This window comes from Flagellimonas sp. HMM57 (genome assembly GCF_021390175.1).
Taxonomy (GTDB): Bacteria; Bacteroidota; Bacteroidia; order Flavobacteriales; family Flavobacteriaceae; genus Flagellimonas.
In genome coordinates this window covers 916,189-935,603 of the sequence record NZ_CP090004.1, presented here as the reverse complement: position 1 = coordinate 935,603, position 19,415 = coordinate 916,189, and the positions used below count along the sequence as shown (strand labels likewise).

15 protein-coding genes are annotated in these 19,415 nt (G+C 39.5%); 14 read left to right on the top strand and 1 reads right to left on the bottom strand.

The genetic code is table 11. The features are described 5' to 3' along the window. The first annotated feature begins 203 nt into the window (after nucleotides 1-203). From LV716_RS04135 to LV716_RS04095, 9 genes are all read left to right on the top strand, one after another. Nucleotides 204-1,565 (top strand): c-type cytochrome, encoded by a 1,362-nt coding sequence (locus tag LV716_RS04135; RefSeq protein ID WP_163417864.1) that lies wholly within the window; start codon nucleotides 204-206, stop codon nucleotides 1,563-1,565. Between the two features lie 32 nt (nucleotides 1,566-1,597). Then, nucleotides 1,598-4,729, top strand: coding sequence for a TAT-variant-translocated molybdopterin oxidoreductase (locus LV716_RS04130; protein ID WP_163416521.1), 3,132 nt, complete (start codon nucleotides 1,598-1,600; stop codon nucleotides 4,727-4,729). Between the two features lie 33 nt (nucleotides 4,730-4,762). Beyond that, nucleotides 4,763-6,505 carry an NrfD/PsrC family molybdoenzyme membrane anchor subunit gene (nrfD, locus tag LV716_RS04125; protein ID WP_163416520.1) on the top strand — a complete coding sequence of 581 codons (1,743 nt, stop codon included), beginning with the start codon at nucleotides 4,763-4,765 and terminating at the stop codon, nucleotides 6,503-6,505. A 2-nt stretch (nucleotides 6,506-6,507) separates the two neighbouring features. After that, nucleotides 6,508-7,035, top strand: coding sequence for a DUF3341 domain-containing protein (locus LV716_RS04120; protein ID WP_163416519.1), 528 nt, complete (start codon nucleotides 6,508-6,510; stop codon nucleotides 7,033-7,035). A gap of 4 nt (nucleotides 7,036-7,039) precedes the next feature. Then, nucleotides 7,040-7,609: a c-type cytochrome gene (locus tag LV716_RS04115; RefSeq protein ID WP_163416518.1), complete on the top strand. Its 570-nt coding sequence runs from the start codon at nucleotides 7,040-7,042 to the stop codon at nucleotides 7,607-7,609. A gap of 17 nt (nucleotides 7,610-7,626) precedes the next feature. After that, nucleotides 7,627-8,970, top strand: a complete 1,344-nt coding sequence (locus tag LV716_RS04110) for a quinol:cytochrome C oxidoreductase (RefSeq protein WP_163416517.1) — start codon at nucleotides 7,627-7,629, stop codon at nucleotides 8,968-8,970. A gap of 27 nt (nucleotides 8,971-8,997) precedes the next feature. Next, nucleotides 8,998-10,155 carry a cytochrome c oxidase subunit II gene (locus tag LV716_RS04105; RefSeq protein ID WP_163416516.1) on the top strand — a complete coding sequence of 386 codons (1,158 nt, stop codon included), beginning with the start codon at nucleotides 8,998-9,000 and terminating at the stop codon, nucleotides 10,153-10,155. A gap of 42 nt (nucleotides 10,156-10,197) precedes the next feature. Then, a complete protein-coding gene (locus tag LV716_RS04100) occupies nucleotides 10,198-12,030 on the top strand; it encodes a cbb3-type cytochrome c oxidase subunit I (protein ID WP_163416515.1) in 1,833 nt (610 codons plus the stop codon). A 125-nt stretch (nucleotides 12,031-12,155) separates the two neighbouring features. Continuing rightward, a complete protein-coding gene (locus LV716_RS04095) occupies nucleotides 12,156-12,980 on the top strand; it encodes a GIN domain-containing protein (RefSeq protein WP_163416514.1) in 825 nt (274 codons plus the stop codon). A 79-nt stretch (nucleotides 12,981-13,059) separates the two neighbouring features. On the opposite strand, the gene LV716_RS04090 is transcribed toward LV716_RS04095, so the two are convergent. Then, a complete protein-coding gene (locus tag LV716_RS04090) occupies nucleotides 13,060-15,327 on the bottom strand; it encodes an acyl-CoA dehydrogenase (RefSeq protein WP_163416513.1) in 2,268 nt (755 codons plus the stop codon). 145 nt (nucleotides 15,328-15,472) lie between these two features. Here LV716_RS04090 and LV716_RS04085 point away from each other — a divergent pair, with 145 nt between their 5' ends. The 5 genes from LV716_RS04085 to queG all read left to right on the top strand — a co-directional run bounded on the left by LV716_RS04085 (nucleotide 15,473) and on the right by queG (nucleotide 19,374). Continuing rightward, entirely contained in the window at nucleotides 15,473-15,655 is a 183-nt protein-coding gene (locus LV716_RS04085; RefSeq protein WP_163416512.1) for a hypothetical protein, read from the top strand. Beyond that, nucleotides 15,643-15,942: a type II toxin-antitoxin system RelE/ParE family toxin gene (locus LV716_RS04080; RefSeq protein WP_163416511.1), complete on the top strand. Its 300-nt coding sequence runs from the start codon at nucleotides 15,643-15,645 to the stop codon at nucleotides 15,940-15,942. The genes LV716_RS04085 and LV716_RS04080 overlap by 13 nt, the downstream gene beginning before the upstream one ends. 164 nt (nucleotides 15,943-16,106) lie before the next feature. Further along, nucleotides 16,107-17,129 carry a Holliday junction branch migration DNA helicase RuvB gene (ruvB, locus tag LV716_RS04075; RefSeq protein WP_163416510.1) on the top strand — a complete coding sequence of 341 codons (1,023 nt, stop codon included), beginning with the start codon at nucleotides 16,107-16,109 and terminating at the stop codon, nucleotides 17,127-17,129. Next, nucleotides 17,129-18,451, top strand: coding sequence for a cytochrome P450 (locus LV716_RS04070; RefSeq protein ID WP_163416509.1), 1,323 nt, complete (start codon nucleotides 17,129-17,131; stop codon nucleotides 18,449-18,451). Before ruvB ends, LV716_RS04070 begins: the two co-directional genes overlap by 1 nt. Before the next feature lie 2 nt (nucleotides 18,452-18,453). Further along, nucleotides 18,454-19,374: a tRNA epoxyqueuosine(34) reductase QueG gene (gene queG / locus LV716_RS04065; RefSeq protein ID WP_163416508.1), complete on the top strand. Its 921-nt coding sequence runs from the start codon at nucleotides 18,454-18,456 to the stop codon at nucleotides 19,372-19,374. Nucleotides 19,375-19,415 lie beyond the last annotated feature (41 nt).

The following is a 19,415-nucleotide window of genomic DNA, read 5'->3' as shown; positions in this document are numbered from 1 at the left end:
CAAATGTAATTTTTTATGATTTAAACGAGGTCGTAGCATCTTATTTAGAATTCGTATAAATTAGATATTATCGATCCCTTAACATTTCAAAAAATGAGTCCATGTCGTACATTTGTGTCCAATTTTTAGTGCGTGCGAGCTACTATGATAATTATCAGTACAGTAACAATCGTGCCAAAGATTCCGATAGAAATTTCGTTAGTATGAAAAAGGTTTTATACCGCCATCTATTTTCTAAAGTTTTAGGTTTCTCCCTCCTAGTTTTTTCCACTTCATTTTATGCGCAAGAAGAAGCTGCTGCTACCGAAGTCGTTGCTGAAGAAGCTGCTGCTGCAGGTGGTGATGCTGCTAAGGGTAAACAGTTGTTCAATCAGAATTGTGCTGCTTGCCACGCATTGAACCGTAAAATGACTGGTCCTGCATTGGCGAATGTGGAAACGCGATTGGCCGAGGAAGAGGGATTGGATAAGGAATGGCTTTATTCTTGGATAAAGAATAGCTCCGCAATGATCAAATCGGGGGATGCTTATGCTAACAAAATTTATGCGGAATACAATCAAGCTGCTATGACGGCTTTTCCGACACTATCGAACGCCGATATTGATGATATCCTGGCATACACTGCCGCCCCTCCACCTGCCGCTGCCGCTGCAACATCTGCTGTTCCAACTGATGCGGATGCCGCTGCTTCTGGAGGTATATCGAATGAAATTATTCTTGGCGCACTGACACTGGTATTTGGTCTTTTGGTAATCATGTTGTTTTTGGTGAACAATACACTTCGAAGAATAGCCGAGGCCAATGGTGTCGTTTTGGAAAAGGAAAAAGCTGAAAAACATACTCCTATTTGGAAAGCATTTGCCCAAAATCAATTTTTGGTTTTGGTGAGTGTTATTTTTCTGTTATTGGGTAGTGCTTACTTTGCCTACGGTTGGATGATGCAGATTGGGGTCGATCAAGGATATGCGCCTATTCAGCCAATTCATTACTCACATAAAATACATGCGGGTGACAATAAAATCGAATGTAAGTACTGTCATTCTTCTGCAAGGGTTTCCAAGCATTCTGGAATACCATCCTTAAATGTCTGTATGAACTGTCATAAATCCATATACGAGTACAAAGGAAATCCAGAAGGACCAAGTGCAGAGGATTTGGCGAATGGTTATACCAACGAATTCTACACAGGGGAAATAAAGAAGTTATATAAGGCTGTAGGATGGGACGAGGAGAATCAAAAGTACACAGGGGAATCCCAGCCTGTGGAATGGGTTAGGATACATAATCTTCCAGATTTTGCATATTTCAACCACTCGCAGCACGTTTCTGTTGCGGGAATTGAATGTCAGACCTGTCATGGACCGGTGGAAGAGATGGAAATCATGTACCAGTATTCTCCATTGACTATGGGGTGGTGTATCAATTGTCACCGTGAAACCAACGTAAAGGTTGAGGGTAACGAATATTACGAAGCCATTCATGACGAACTTTCCAAAAAATATGGTGTGCAGGAGCTAACGGCTGCGATGATGGGCGGTTTGGAATGTGGTAAATGTCACTATTAAGAATTAAAAGAAGATAATCTCAGATATATCGTATGGCATCAAACAAAAAATATTGGAAAAGCGAAGCGGAGTTAAATCCGAACGATTCCATTGTTGAGGCGCTAAAACAAAATGAATTTACGGAGCAAATCCCTGTTGATGAGTTTTTGGGTGATAAAGAAAATTTATCGGCTACCACTACCAACAGGAGGGATTTTCTTAAATACGTAGGATTTAGTACCGCGGCCGCTACAGTTGCAGCTTGTGAAGGGCCCGTACACAAATCCATTCCCTATGTGGTGCAGCCAGATAGGATTGTGCCCGGTGTTGCTAATTATTATGCAACTACTATTGCGGATGGATTTGATTTTGCCAGTATTTTGGTTAAAACCAGAGAGGGCAGGCCAATAAAAATAGAGAACAATACGGATGCTAATGTAAATGGAGGTGCTAATGCAAGGGTGCAAGCTTCGGTTTTGTCTTTGTATGATAGTACTAGGGTTCAAGGTCCTACCGCAGGTGGTGAGCCGATTGAGTGGAAAGTGTTGGATGCATCGGTTAAGGCTAAATTGGGAAGCCTAAAGAATTCCAATAAGCAGATTGTTTTATTGACCCAAACATATGCAAGCCCTTCTACGGATAGATTGATTGCGGATTTCAAGGCTGCCTATGGTGATAATGTGAACCATGTAATTTACGATGCTATTTCTGAAGATGCTGCGTTAAACGCTTTTAATAAGGCATATGGCGAACGTGCCCTTGCAGATTACAATTTTGAAAAAGCGGATGTAATAGTATCTTTTGGTGCTGATTTCTTGGGAGATTGGCAAGGTGGGGGATACGATGGGGGGTATGCCAAGGCGCGAATTCCTAAAAATGGAAAAATGTCCAGACATATCCAATTAGAGTCCAACATGTCGTTGACAGGTGCTAATGCCGATAAGCGATATCCTATGACGCCTACGCAACAAAAAATAGCATTGGCCAAATTATACGGAAAGCTAAATGGTTCCAATGTTGGTGGGGGTACTTCGGATGTGGATGAAGCTGTGGAAAAAGTTGCAGCTCAAATCAAGAAAGCGGGAAATAAAGCTGTTGTTGTTACCGGTCTTAACGATATAAATGCACAAACTGTTGTGCTGGCCATAAATAAATTATTGTCCAGTGATGCTTTTGACCCAGAAGAACCAAAATACGTTCGTCAAGGTGATGTTGCGAAAGTGAAAAAGCTGATTTCTGATATGAATTCGGGCCGTGTTGGTGCTTTGTTGATGGATGGAGTCAATCCGGCATACACATTGCCAAATGCTTCTGAATTTGTTTCAGGTCTTGAAAAGGTTGATCTTTCTGTTAGCTTTTCTTTTAATAATGATGAAACAGCACAGTCTTCAAAATATGTGGCCGCAGCTTCGCACTATCTGGAATCTTGGGGAGATGCGCAGTTCAAAAAAAGACATTACAGTTTAATGCAGCCTACCATCAAGGAGCTTTTCGATACACGACAGTTTCAAACTGCTTTGTTGACTTGGATGGGCTCCGAAAAAACATATTACGAGTATATTAAAGAAACTTGGGGCACTTTCGTTTTAGGAGAGGCAAAGTGGAACCAAGCTTTACAGGATGGTGTCTTTACAGCTCCAATGATTGCATTGGAATCTGATGAGCAAACGTTGACAGAAGATACGAGCGAAGAAACCGAAGAAGTTCAGGAAAGTATCGTACCGATTGCCTCGGCAATACGTTCCCTGATCAATAGCACAAGCGGCGGAATGGAGTTGATGCTGTATCCTAAAGTGGGTATGGGTGATGGTAAGCAAGCGAACAATCCGTGGTTGCAGGAATTCCCAGACCCAATCACACGTGTTTCTTGGGACAATTACCTTACTATTTCCAAAGCGGATGCAGAAGCAATGCAGATGGAGAATTATAATGTAGCTGATGGGGGATTGAATGGGAGTTATGCCAAACTAACGGTTGATGGTGTGGTTTTGGACAATGTTCCGGTAATCATTCAGCCAGGTCAAGCAAAAAATACAATAGGTTTATCTTTTGGATACGGAAAAGAAGCTGGAATGAAGTCGGAAATGGCTACCGGTGTCAATGCGTACACTTTATATAGCAATTTCTCCAATGTTCAATCCGTTTCTGTTGAGAAATCATCAGGAAGTCATGAGTTTGCCTGCGTTCAATTGCATAAAACATTGATGGGTAGGGGTGATATCATAAAAGAGACTACCCTTGAAATCTTCAATACAAAAGACCGCCACGAGTGGAATCACATGCCTCAGGTTTCCTTGAACCATCAGGAAACCCCGGTTACATCACCAGATGTTGATTTATGGGATGAGTTCGATCGTTCCATAGGGCATCATTTCAATTTATCCATTGATTTGAATGCATGTACCGGTTGTGGTGCATGTGTTATCGCTTGTCACGCAGAAAACAATGTTCCTGTTGTTGGAAAAGAAGAGGTTCGTAAATCAAGGGATATGCACTGGTTGCGAATTGATAGGTATTACTCTTCTGAAGATACTTTTGAAGGAGATAATGAGAAGAAAGAAGGACTTGATGGTCTTTTTGGAGATAACGGTTCCTTGGGAGGATTTGGCGAAATGGAGGATGCTTCGGCAAACCCAGAGGTGGCTTTTCAGCCTGTAATGTGCCAGCACTGTAATCACGCTCCATGCGAAACAGTATGCCCAGTTGCAGCAACAGCGCATAGTCGACAGGGACAAAACCATATGGCTTATAACCGTTGTGTAGGTACAAGGTATTGTGCAAACAACTGTCCATACAAAGTGCGTAGGTTCAACTGGTTCCTATATCACGATAACGATGAGTTCGATTACAATATGAACAACGATCTTGGTAAGATGGTCATCAATCCAGATGTCAATGTTCGTTCTAGAGGGGTTATGGAAAAATGTTCTATGTGTATCCAAATGACACAGAAAACCATTTTAGATGCCAAACGTGATGGACGAGTTATCAAGGATGGAGAATTCCAGACAGCTTGTTCTGCAGCCTGTGGTAGTGGAGCCATGGTTTTTGGGGACGTCAACGATAAGGAAAGTAAGGTGGCTGAATTGAAGGAGGATGATAGAATGTACCACTTATTGGAGCATGTAGGTACAAAACCTAATGTGTTCTATCACGTTAAAGTGAGAAATACCAACGAGGCTTAATCAATATAATAAGAAGTAACTAGAAGATAAATTATGGCGTCGCATTACGAAGCACCTATTCGAAAGCCCTTAGTTATTGGAGATAAAGGATACCATGACGTTACCGTGGATATCGCTGCTCCTGTAGAGGGGAAGGCCAATAAGCATTGGTGGATTGTATTTACCATTGCATTAGTTGCATTTCTCTGGGGTCTAGGATGTATCATTTATACCGTTTCCACGGGTATCGGAGTTTGGGGTCTTAATAAGACGGTTAACTGGGCTTGGGATATTACAAACTTTGTTTGGTGGGTAGGTATCGGTCACGCAGGAACATTGATTTCTGCTGTATTGCTTTTGTTCAGGCAGAAGTGGAGAATGGCTATCAACCGTTCTGCAGAGGCGATGACCATATTTTCAGTGATACAAGCTGGGCTTTTCCCAATTATTCACATGGGTCGTCCTTGGTTGGCCTATTGGGTACTTCCAATACCTAACCAGTTTGGTTCGCTATGGGTGAACTTTAATTCTCCGTTGCTTTGGGACGTATTTGCAATCTCAACATATTTATCGGTTTCTTTGGTATTCTGGTGGACAGGTCTTCTACCTGATTTTGCCATGATCCGGGACAGGGCGGTAAAGCCGTTTCAGAAAAAAATATATAGCCTGTTAAGTTTTGGTTGGACAGGTAGGGCTAAAGATTGGCAACGTTTTGAAGAGGTTTCTTTGGTTTTGGCTGGTCTAGCTACGCCTCTTGTACTTTCGGTTCACACTATTGTATCTTTTGACTTTGCTACTTCAGTGATTCCGGGATGGCACACGACCATTTTCCCTCCATATTTTGTTGCAGGAGCTATCTTCTCTGGGTTTGCTATGGTAAACACACTGCTTATCATTATGCGAAAGGTTTGTAGTCTTGAAGCCTATATTACGGTACAACATATAGAGTTAATGAATATTGTAATCATGATTACAGGTTCCATCGTAGGCTGTGCCTATATTACGGAATTGTTCATTGCTTGGTATTCTGGTGTCGAATATGAGCAGTATGCTTTCTTGAACAGGGCAACAGGACCTTATTGGTGGGCCTATTGGTCTATGATGACATGTAACGTGTTCTCTCCACAATTTATGTGGTCCAAAAAATTGCGTACCAGTATTATGTTCTCGTTCTTCATCTCAATTGTTGTAAACATTGGAATGTGGTTTGAACGTTTTGTAATTATTGTAACCTCATTGCATAGAGATTACTTGCCTTCTTCCTGGACTATGTTCTCACCAACATTCGTGGATATTGGAATTTTTATAGGAACTATAGGATTCTTCTTTGTATTGTTCTTATTGTATTCTAGAACTTTCCCTGTAATAGCACAGGCAGAAGTAAAGTCTATTTTAAAGGCTTCCGGGTCAAAATATAAGAAACTACGTGAGGCTGGAAAACCTTTATATGAAATACCCAAACGGGGAAAAGTAGTTGAAGAATCGGTTACTGATGACGTTCTTATGGATGAAGTTGTTCCAGCTGTTGACGATAAGGTGGGTGTAAATGAATTACTGAGTACTATTGGAACATTTGATGCAACCAAAGAAACACCGGATGATCTGAAAAAGATAAAAGGTGTTGGACCAGAAATGGAACGTGTCTTGAATGAAATAGGAATTTACACATTTGCACAGGTTAGTCGAATGACCAGTAAGGAATATGATTTATTGGATTCAATAACTGGAAAATTCCCCGGTCGTGCGCAAAGAGACGATTGGGCCGGACAAGCTAAAGTATTAAACGATAAAAAGTAATAATGGCATCAAAAGTAATACAGGCACTTTACACAGACGATGATATATTGATGCATGCCGTTAAAAAAGTAAGGGCAGAGCACCATCATATCGAAGAAGTGTATACACCTTTTCCCGTTCACGGATTGGATAAAGCGATGGGATTGGCAGATACCAGGATAGCGATAACTTCTTTCATGTATGGCTGTTTGGGCCTTACGGTTGCCATAGTTATGATGAATTACATCATGATTGAAGACTGGCCGCAAGATATAGGTGGAAAACCAAGTTTCAGTTATTTGGAAAACATGCCCGCTTTTGTACCTATTATGTTTGAATTGACGGTATTTTTTGCAGCGCATTTAATGGTTATCACATTTTATTTAAGAAGTAGGATGTGGCCCTTCAAAAAAGCTGAAAACCCTGATGTAAGAACAACTGACGACCATTTTTTAATGGAAATAGGTGTTCATGGCAATGAGAAGGAATTGAAAGAATTGTTGTGGGATACGGGAGCAGTAGAGATAAATGTTACAGAAAAGGAGTCATAAAAATATGAAGCATTTAGGTAAAATAGTTGTCGTTTTGGTTTTGGTTCTGTCCGTTGCAGCATGCGCAGATAAGAACAGCCCAAACTATCAATACATGCCAAACATGTATGAGTCTGTGGGTTATGAAACGTATGAAAAAGTAGATAACGGATTGTTCCCCAGTGGAACTGAAGCTATGCTTCCTGTAGAAAATACAATTTCAAGAGGGTACATGCCTTATGATTTTGAAAACACTCCTGAAGGAAAAGAATTGGCCAGATTGCAACCAAGTCCTTTAGATTCGCTTCAGAGTGAAGCTAATTTGGCTACAGGTAAAGAACTTTACGATATATACTGTGCTATATGTCATGGTGCAAACGGTAAGGGTCAAGGTACTTTGGTAAAACGAGAAAAAATATTGGGAGTTCCTAGTTATGACGATGCAGCACGTAATATTACCGTGGGCAGTACCTATCATACCATGTATTATGGGTTGAACTCAATGGGGTCTTATGCATCACAGATGGATAATGAGAAAGAACTTTGGCAAGTGGCCGAATACGTTATGAAATTAAAGGAAGACCTAACAAAATAATTGGATAAGAGTATACTATGTACACGTTTTCAAATAAACTTAGAATAGGATCTTTCATTGCAATGGCAGTTGGATTGATTTGTTTAGCAACAGGTTTTTTAACTGCTCCCAGCACTGTGGAAGAAGCTAAAGCTATGGTTGCCTCTGCACATGGCGATGGCCATGGAGAAGAAGCTGCACACGGAGATATGACCAATGGGCATGCCGAGAAAGCTGCACATGGGGAAGCTTCGGCACATGGAGGAGGGCACGATGCCTCACATGACGAACATGTATTGCATCAGTTACAAAATAGACCTTGGTCTGCACTTTATGTAGCTGCTTTTTTCTTTTTTATGATATCACTGGGAGTATTGGCATTTTATGCAATACAACGCGCCGCACAGGCGGGATGGTCGCCATTACTGTTTCGGGTTATGGAAGGAATTACGGCATATTTGGTGCCTGGGGGAATTATAGTGTTCGTTATTTTGGTGCTTTGTGTACTACATATGAACCATATGTTCGTTTGGATGGATGCTGATGTTGTAGCCCATGACAAACTCCTTCAAGGAAAAGCGGGATACCTAAATCCTACCTTCTTTTTAATAAGAGCGGCTATCTTTTTAGGCGGATGGATCTTCTATAGACAATATTCCAGAAAGTTATCATTGGCGCAAGATGAATCAGATGATAATTCAAACTTTATCAAAAACTTTAGATGGTCTGCCGCATTTTTGGTATTCTATCTTATTACGGAATCCATGATGTCCTGGGATTGGATTATGAGTGTTGATCCTCACTGGTTCAGCACACTGTTTGGCTGGTATGTATTTGCGAGCATGTTCGTTTCGGGAATAACGGTAATCGCTATGATTACTATCTATTTGAAGTCAAGAGGATATTTGGAGGATGTAAACGATAGCCATGTGCATGATTTGGCCAAATTTATGTTTGGTATCAGCATTTTCTGGACTTATCTTTGGTTTGCACAATTTATGTTGATTTGGTATGCCAATATTCCTGAAGAGGTAACATATTTTGTTACAAGGATAGAAGATTACAAATTACCTTTCTTTGGAATGCTTGCCATGAATTTTATTTTCCCATTGTTGGTGCTTATGAACAGTGATTACAAAAGGGTAAACTGGTTCGTAATAATGGCGGGTATTGTAGTGCTTCTAGGGCATTATCTAGATGTTTTCAATATGATTATGCCAGCCACTGTGGGTGATCAGTGGTATATTGGATTACCAGAGATTGGAGGAATACTGTTCTTTGGGGGATTGTTCGTGTACTGGGTATTCAATGCCCTTACAAAAGCACCATTACAACCAAAGCGTAACCCATTTATTGAAGAAAGTAGACAATTTCATTATTAATACGATTAAGTCTTAGAAAGATATACAATGACTGCATTATTAACATTGACTGTTTTAGTACTGGTAGCGATAGCGATCTGGCAAATGACCAAGATTTTCGAATTGTCCCAGTTAAAAACAGAAAGCTCCTCTGAGGTTGCCACAGATTCTGATAACAAATACAACGGATACCTTCTGTTCGCATTCCTTATTTTCATATATGGTATAACTATTTTTAGTTTTGCAAAATATACAAAGGTGCTTTTGCCCGAAGCTGCCTCTGAACATGGAGGAGAGTATGATCAATTGATGTGGGTCTCTTTCGCCATTATCTTTTTTGTTCAGACCATTACCCAGGCATTGTTGCATTATTTTGGATACAAATACCGTGGTGAAAAAGGAAAAAAAGCATTGTTCTTTGCTGATAATGATAGATTAGAGTTTATCTGGACTATAATCCCAGTAATTGTTCTTGCAGGATTGATTCTTTGGGGTCTCTACACATGGACAAATATCATGGATGTCAATGACGAGGACGATCCTCTTATTGTAGAATTGTATGCGCAACAATTTAATTGGACCGCGCGTTACGCAGGAGAGGATAATGTTCTTGGTGATGCAAGTGTTCGCTTGATCGATATAGACCGTGCAAACGTTCTTGGTTTAGATGAATCCGACCCAAATGCCGCGGATGATATTATTGTTAAAGAACTGCATTTGCCAGTAGGGCGTAAAGTTAATTTTATGATGCGTTCGCAAGATGTACTGCACTCCGCTTACATGCCTCACTTTAGGGCACAGATGAACTGCGTGCCGGGAATGATCACTCAGTTTTCATTTACACCTACAATTACTACTGAAGAGATTCGTTTGAATCCAGATGTTGTGGATAAAGTAAAGCGAACCAATAAAATAAGAGCAAAAAAAGCTGCAGCGGGTGAACCAAATTCGGACCCATGGGAATTTGATTATGTTTTGCTTTGTAATAAGATTTGTGGAAAGTCGCATTACAATATGCAGATGAAAATTATCGTAGAGACAGAAGAAGAATACAATAAATGGATTGCAGAACAGGCAACGTTCAAACAGATGGTGATGTCTGGCGATACCGAGGAGGAGCAATCTAAAACTGTTGATGCTGTTGCTGTCGATGAAGCATTGGAAACCGAGACAGAAGTAGCTGTTGAGGATAATCCGATAGAATAAATAGGCTATAAAAAAGAAATATAAATATTAAAAATCAAGGTTATGTCTGTAACAGCACATGCACCAGCACACGTAGATGACCATTCTCATGACGATCATGGACATCATCACAAAGAAACATTTGTAACCAAGTATATCTTTAGTCAAGACCATAAGATGATTGCCAAGCAATATCTTATCACAGGTCTTATTATGGGATTCATAGGGATAGCGATGTCCTTATTGTTTAGGATGCAATTGGCATGGCCAGGAGAATCTTTCCCAATTTTTGAAGCAGTACTGGGAAAATGGGCCCCTGATGGTGTAATGGATGCTGATATTTATTTGGCGTTGGTTACCATTCACGGAACCATAATGGTCTTCTTCGTTTTAACAGCTGGTTTGAGCGGAACATTTAGTAACCTTTTGATTCCTTTGCAAATTGGAGCAAGGGATATGGCATCCGGATTTTTGAACATGTTATCCTACTGGATGTTCTTTGTTTCTTCATTTATAATGATCGTATCATTGTTTGTCGAAGCAGGACCTGCAGCAGCTGGATGGACGATTTATCCTCCATTGAGTGCCCTTCCTATGGCACAGCCAGGTTCAGGAGCTGGTATGACACTGTGGTTGGTGTCCATGGCAATATTTATTGCATCATCACTTTTGGGCTCGTTAAATTACATCGTAACAGTAATCAACCTAAGAACAAAAGGAATGGCAATGACTCGTCTACCTTTAACGATTTGGGCGTTTTTTGTTACTGCTATCATCGGTGTAATTTCTTTTCCAGTATTGTTGTCTGCTGCACTTTTACTTATAATGGATAGAAGTTTTGGAACATCTTTCTTCCTTTCTGATATTTTTATTCAAGGGGAAGTACTGCATTACCAAGGTGGTTCTCCCGTATTATATGAGCATTTATTTTGGTTCTTGGGTCACCCAGAAGTTTATATCGTATTATTGCCAGCACTCGGAATTACATCCGAAGTAATGTCCACTAACGCAAGAAAACCAATTTTTGGTTATCGGGCCATGGTCGCTTCCATTTTGGCAATTGCCTTTTTATCAACTATAGTATGGGGACACCACATGTTCATTTCAGGAATGAATCCATTCTTGGGGTCTGTATTTACATTTACAACATTATTAATTGCTATTCCATCAGCAGTAAAAGCATTTAATTATATAACCACACTCTGGAAAGGGAATCTACAATTGAACCCTGCCATGTTGTTTTCCATAGGATTGGTGTCAACATTTATCACGGGTGGTCTTACCGGTATTATTCTGGGGGATAGTACGTTGGATATCAATGTGCACGATACGTACTTTGTGGTAGCTCATTTCCATTTGGTTATGGGTATTTCGGCATTATATGGACTGTTTGCCGGGGTATATCATTGGTTCCCAAAAATGTTCCAGGGTAGAATGATGAATAAAAACTTAGGGTATGTACACTTTTGGATAACTGCAATATGTGCCTATGGGGTTTTCTTCCCCATGCACTTTGTGGGTATGGCCGGAGTGCCTAGACGTTACTACCAAAACACAGCTTTCCCAATGTTTGATGAACTAACCAACGTACAAATCTTGATGACGGTTTTTGCTATCATTGCTGGAGCTGCACAATTGGTTTTTGTCTATAATTTTATAAGAAGCATATTCTATGGAAAAAGAGGAGAAGTAAATCCATGGAAATCGAACACCTTGGAATGGACAACACCACAAAAGCACATACATGGGAACTGGCCTGGTAAAATACCACACGTATATAGATGGGCCTATGATTACAGCAAAACGTATGAAAACGGAGAATACATTCTTCCGGGACAGGATTTTGTTCCACAGAACACGCCATTGCAGGAGAATGAGGAAGAGCTTAATCATTAGTACTTGTTTCAATAAAATACTGAAAGCCCATCCGAAAAGGATGGGCTTTTTTGTTCCATTGTATTTTACCTAAACTATTATTAGCGCTATTTGTAATATCTTTAATCATCTTTTAAAGAAACATCGTGAGAAATTGTATCCTACTACTCTTAGTAATGTGCCACCTTACTGTATTGGCACAACGTAAACCAAAAATAAAAGGAAGCCGAATTGTAACTGAAGTCAACGAAGAACTTCCATCCTTTAATGCAATTCAGCTCAATGACAACTTAAACATTGTATTGAAAAAGTCTTTTGGACCTGGTTACGAAATAGTCGCAGATGATAATCTAATAGATGTTTTAAAATTTGAAGTAAAGGACAGTACCCTGATTGTAAGCTCTTTTTATGATATTACCGCAAAAAAACAACTGGACATTACGGTGAATTATACCGAGCTAAAGGGAATTACCTTAAAAGAAGGCAGCATTAATACAAACGATGTTATAAACAGTGACGAATTGTTTGTAGATGCCTTTGCAGATGCCAAGTTAAACTTAAAGGCAAGTGCAGCTATAATGGATATCAATTTGGAAGATAATAGTAGGGGTGATTTTAACGTGGATGTGGATTCGTTGAACATCAGTATAAACAAAAGGGCCGAAGCTTATATGTATGCAGTAAACGAAACAAGTAATGTTGATTTGGAAGGAAATGCTTCCTTCACTCTGGAAGGTACTGCCGAACGTATGGAAGTCAATCTTACGTCCAACACAAAATTTAAAGGTGAAAAAATGGAGGCTGCATCAATAAAAGCAGGTCTGGAAAATTCAGCAAATGCAAGATTGTATGCCTATCGGGATTTAGAGCTATCGGCAAAAGGTAGTTCGAGGATTTATCTCTTTGGAAATCCAAAAATTACCATAACGGAATTTATGGATACCACTCAGCTAATTAAAAAAGTAGAGTGAGTTATTGATTTTTAATTAGGAAAACCAATACAGTCTGACACTCCAAGAGCCCAAAAATCTAATTATCCAAAAATCCGAACTACTGTTTAGCGATAGGAGCTGTCAAGCAGTGTTTTGGAATCCCAAATCCGTCCACAACTACTTCGATGTGCGGCCTGAGTTCCGTTGATAAACGTTCCACACGTTGCCGTATCGCTTTAGACTTTGTTCCACCAATATATCCCTGTTCCAAATACCATTCTGCGTTTGAGCGTATTTCGTGCAACGCATACAAAGTTCCCAATTTTTCCAATAGGCTTCTATACTCTTTATCGGAAACAGTAGTACAAAACTCGTTGAATATTTCATAAGCCAATTCCACACTGTACGCTTTTCCCAATACTAACAAATGTGTCTGTACTTTTAAAAAAGCTTGGTACGATGGAATCCCCTTCTTAATATAATTCCGAATTCGCATGGCTAAAGTATACGTGAGCCTTCTGGTTCTGTAACTAAACGCATGCTTATGAAATTTCGGATTATACAGATGTTCCTTATCTACTTTGTTGGAGTATGCTGGGTTGATGGTACTCAACTTATCCGCAAGTTGGCTTCGTAATAATTTAAGTACTGAGGTAAAACCTGCACTATTGAATTCAGCTTTAAAGTCTGAAAGAACCCCTTTCGCGGCCAATTGTAAAAGAACGTTGTTATCACCTTCAAAAGTGGTAAAAATGTCAACGTCGCCTTTTAAATCAGCGATTCTATTTTCTAGTAAGTATCCCTTTCCACCACAAGCCTCCCTGCATTCTTGAATCGTATCACTGGCAAACCAAGTAATCACCGATTTCAAGCCCGCGACCTGGGTTTCTATTTCCCTTTTATCCAGTTGGGAAGTATCACTATAGCGCTTAATCAACTCTTCAAGGGTAACATGGTATACATAGACACTAGCGATAGCCGGGGTCAATCGAAGTTGGTGCGTTGGATAATCCATGATCAAATCTTCCTGAATCTTTACGCTATCATTGAATTGTCTTCGGTTTAGAGCATGCTTCACGGCAATCGTCAATGCCATTTTAGCTCCGCCCAAAGCGCCTTTGGCCACACAGATACGACCACCCACCAATGTGCCGAGCATAGTGAAGAATCGTTTGTTTGGATTTTTTATTGCTGAAAAATACAAGCCATCATCTTTGATTTCCCCATATTTATCCAATAGATTTTTACGGGGTACTCTTACCTGATTGAACCAGATTTTACCATTATCTACACCGTTCAATCCTAACTTATAACCATTGTCTTCAATGGTTATTCCTTCTAGTGTTTTATGGTGTTCATCACGTAACGGTACTAAAATAGCATGCACTCCTTCATTTTTTCCATTCACGATCAATTGTGCAAAAACAGAGGCCATTTTAGCATGCAAGGCATTGCCTATATATTCTTTGTTGTCGTTTTTTCCAGGTGTATGAATCACGATGGTATCCGTTGCACTATCATAAGTAGCAGTGGTTTTGATTCCTCGCACATTGGAACCATGTCCGGTCTCTGTCATGGCAAAACAACCCAATAGTTTTGTTTCACCCGTATCGGCGAGATAGAAATCATGATGCCTTTTTGTTCCTAATTTTTGAATACTGCCACCGAAAAGGCCAAATTGTACTCCAAATTTTACTGCCAAACTCCCATCAATGAACATTAAATGTTCAAAAATAGCAGCATAGCCTGGCATGTTCTCCGTGCCGCCATATTCTTCTTCATAAGCCATTGCACCATACCCGTTTTCACCCAAAACTTTTACTTGCTCCAATGTCCTTGAACGAAACGCTTCTTTGTCCCGCTGTACGCTCCAATCAAACATGGGTTGATGTAGAAAGTTGCGAAAGTCGTCAACAATTGCTGTATGAGGTTCTTTAAGAATGCCATCCAGGATAGCTGCTGAATATCGGTTCGAGGTCTTTTTGTGTACCACCTCAACATCGAACAAATGGTTATAATGGTTAGGCTGTATTCCTAAATTTATTTCTATGCGCTTTAAATGGTCATTAAAATCACAATGACCACAATGTAGACTCGCTAACCTTTGGCTTAAAGCGGTCAAGGGATAGGTATCACTTTCTATAAGTTTTATATCGGAATTGGAAATCACATGCTGCCAATTTTTTATTTCTTCATTGGCAGGTGGAGTATCTCTATTCAACCAGAGTAAAAGTTGCTCTTTTTCATGTTGTTCAAGTGAAGTATCTTCTTCAATGGTCTTGGTTACCACAGATATTTCAGAAGCTGAAAGTAAGTCGTCCGACCAAATAATATAAAAAAATGGAATGTATTGTAAAATCCCGATTGAATAACCAGTAGTTACCATAAAGCGTTACAGTTGAAGCAATTTTATTTAAAGTATCTAATTTAAGGCTTACTTTCCTAAAAAAGGCAAAGAAGGGGGTTGTTGCCTTTAATTTTTAAAATCCTAATCTTCAATATTTTTTCTAACTTTATTAAAACAAATCAAAATGCTCACAAAACAAAAGCTAAAGGAACATATTGAGTTTTTTCCAGATGAGTTTTCTCTTGACGAATTAGTGGAACGGTTGATATTAATAGAAAAGATAGAACGTGGCGAAAAACAATCCTTGGAAAACGATGTAACGGAACATGCACAATTAGACAAGGAAATTGAAAAATGGTTCAAGTAAACTGGACTCCACAAGCTATTTCAGATTTAAAGGACATTGCGGACTATATCAAAAAAGACTCAAAATATTACGCCAAACTTCAAGTTATCCGAATCAAAAGTAGAGTGGAAATTTTAAAAAGACAAATATATCTGGGAAGTTTGGTGCCAGAATTTGAAAGAGATGATATAAGACAATTAATCGAGGGAAATTATAGGATTATTTACAAGGTTGTTAGTAAAGACCGAGTGGATATTTTAACTGTAAATCATTCAGCTAGAGATTTGACAAGAAGAAATATCAAGTAAATTTTAAGATACTACAAATTGTAATTAAATAGAATTATTTGGAAAAGTTCAGTCAACGAAGTGAAAAGTTCCTAAAACATCACTACTGGACAAAATCAAATCTCATTTAGGTTTAAACAAAATGGTTTTAGGTAGACTCCGTTTTCGATTATATTTGTTAGGACATGAATGAAAACTTAGATCCAAATCCTGAACATTTTTCGCAAGAAGAGCTCGATATCGAAAGAGCATTAAGACCCATTACTTTTGATGATTTTACAGGTCAAGAACAAGTATTGGAGAACTTGAAAATTTTTGTGCAAGCTGCAAACCTTCGTGGCGAAGCTTTGGACCACACATTGTTTCATGGGCCTCCGGGATTAGGGAAAACCACACTCGCACATATTTTGGCCAACGAACTCGGTGTAGGGATAAAAATTACATCAGGCCCTGTTTTGGATAAGCCTGGGGATTTGGCCGGCCTTTTGACCAATTTGGAAGAACGGGATGTATTGTTCATTGATGAAATTCATCGATTAAGTCCTATCGTAGAAGAATATTTGTATTCAGCAATGGAAGATTACAAAATCGATATTATGATTGAAACCGGACCAAATGCAAGAACGGTTCAAATTAATCTAAGTCCATTTACACTTGTGGGAGCAACTACACGTTCAGGATTATTGACAGCACCAATGCGCGCAAGATTCGGTATTCAAAGTAGACTACAATACTATAATACCGAGTTGCTGTCCACCATCGTAGAACGTAGTGCTGAAATATTAAAAGTTCCCATCACCAACGAAGCCGCTATAGAAATAGCGGGCAGGAGCAGGGGAACGCCCCGTATATGCAATGCCTTATTACGAAGGGTTAGGGACTTTGCCCAGATAAAAGGAAATGGAAGCATAGATATGGATATTTCAAAATTTAGTTTGAAAGCCTTGAATGTTGACGCCCACGGTCTTGACGAAATGGACAATAAGATACTGAGTACTATCATCGATAAATTTAAAGGAGGTCCGGTTGGAATCACTACATTGGCCACTGCAGTATCAGAAAGTGCGGAAACCATTGAAGAAGTATATGAACCTTTCTTGATTCAGCAAGGATTTATTATGCGTACCCCCAGAGGCCGTGAAGTTACCGAGCTCGCTTATAAACATCTTGGGCGAATAAAAGGAGCAACGCAAGGAGGCTTGTTTTAATGAAAAAGCTACCCCACGTTTCTGCATTAAAAGTATTGCTCAACAGCAAACGTATTCTAAAAAATCCTTTGCCCTTTCATTATGAAAATTTTGAAAAGCTTGGGGACACTTTTCGGATTTCTATTTTAGGCGAAGGAAAGGTGTTGTTCTCTAGAGATGCAGATTTGGTCAAGCAAGTGCTTCAAAAAAAGCATCGCTATTATTCCAAATCTAAATTACAGACTAAGGATTTAGCAAAATATATAGGCTATGGATTGCTAACATCGGAAGGAGAGCATTGGCGTGCGCACAGAAGAATGATTCAGCCTGCATTTCATGTAAAAAAATTGAAAGGCCTCTTTTCTATAATGCGTAATACCATTGTTGCTGAATTGGAGCGTATTGTCCCCAATGCGGAACAAGACGTATTTGCACTGATGGGCGATTTGGCATTTCAAGTAGTGGCAAAATCACTCTTTAGCAGTAATGATATTCGGGAACCCATGTCCCGACTTCAGCATATCACCGAAGAAAACCAGAAAATGTTGATTCGCGAGATGCGACAGCCCTATTTTAAATGGTGGTATAAAGCTTCAGGAGAAATTGGGAAACATCTGAATATGGCAGAAACAGGAAGGAACATTCTTAATGACCTCATAGAAGAGCGTTTATCCAGCGGAAAAGAAGAACACGACTTACTGGACATGTTGTTGAATGCAACTTATGAAGATGGTACAAAAATGCCCCGAAGACAGCTTATAGATGAAGTTTTGATCCTATTTACTGCAGGGCATGAGACAACTGCAAACGCCTTGGCATTTACACTTTACTTTATAAGCAAGGATGAAGAATTACAAATAAAGCTCTTTGAGGAAATCAGTAGTCTGGAAAAGGATGACTACACATGGGAAGATTTGAGCAAACTATCTTTAACTACATCTTGCATAAAAGAAGCGATGCGTTTATATCCGCCAGCTTATTTTATAGACCGAGTTGCTATCGAGGATAACGAGATTGATGGCTTACATATGAAGAAAGGTACATTGGTATTGCTTTCCATTTTTGAATTGCATCGGCATAAAGATTTCTGGGAAAATCCAACCGAGTATATCCCGGACCGTTTTATGAATGTAGACATGAAAGAAGCTTCAAATTATTACTATCCTTTTGGAGCTGGGCCACGTATGTGCGTGGGTAATGCCTTTGCTAATTATGAAATGGTCATGGTCATGGTCGAGATTATTAAAAAATATCATATTAGCACCAAAATGCCCCGAGTAGAAATCAATCCTATGATTTCTCTAAAACCAAAAGAGGTTAAATTGAATTTTGTTCTACGATAATTATGGGTAAACAGTCTAATACCACACTAATAAAAAATGAAGCCAAACGCCTCGGTTTTTTATCTTGTGGAATTTCCAAGGCTGAATTTCTGGAAGATGAAGCCCCTCGATTGGAAAAATGGCTCAACCAAAATATGCATGGCGAAATGCAGTATATGGAAAACCATTTCGACAAACGCTTGGACCCGACCAAATTGGTGGAAGGTTCTAAATCTGTTATCTCATTATTGCTGAATTACTACCCATCCGGACATCAAAATAAGGATGCATACAAGATTTCAAAATATGCTTACGGTACAGACTATCACTTTGTGATAAAGGATAAATTGAAATCATTACTGCATTTTATACAGGAAGAAATCGGTGAGGTACATGGTAGGGCATTTGTGGATTCCGCACCGGTACTTGATAAAGCATGGGCTGCCAAAAGTGGATTGGGATGGATTGGAAAGCATAGCAATTTATTGACTCAACAAGTGGGGTCGTTTTATTTTATTGCCGAATTGATCATAGACCTGGATTTGGAATACGATAGTCCGGTAATGGACCATTGCGGAACCTGTACTGCTTGTATTGATGCTTGCCCCACAGATGCCATTGTGGAACCATATGTAGTGGATGGGAGCAAATGTATTTCTTATTTTACCATCGAATTAAAAAACGAGATTCCAACAGAATTTCACGGTAAATTTGATGACTGGATGTTCGGTTGTGATGTTTGCCAAGACGTCTGTCCTTGGAACCGTTTCTCAAAAGCGCACAGCGAACCACTTTTCAATCCAAATCCCGAATTACTTTCCATGACCAAAAAAGATTGGGAGGAAATCACGGAAGATGTTTTCAAAAAAATCTTCAAAAAATCCCCTGTAAAGCGAACCAAGTTTTCAGGTTTGCAACGAAACCTAAAATTTTTAAAAAGTTAGTAAACCTACTACAACGATTGAGGTTACCCCATGATGATATT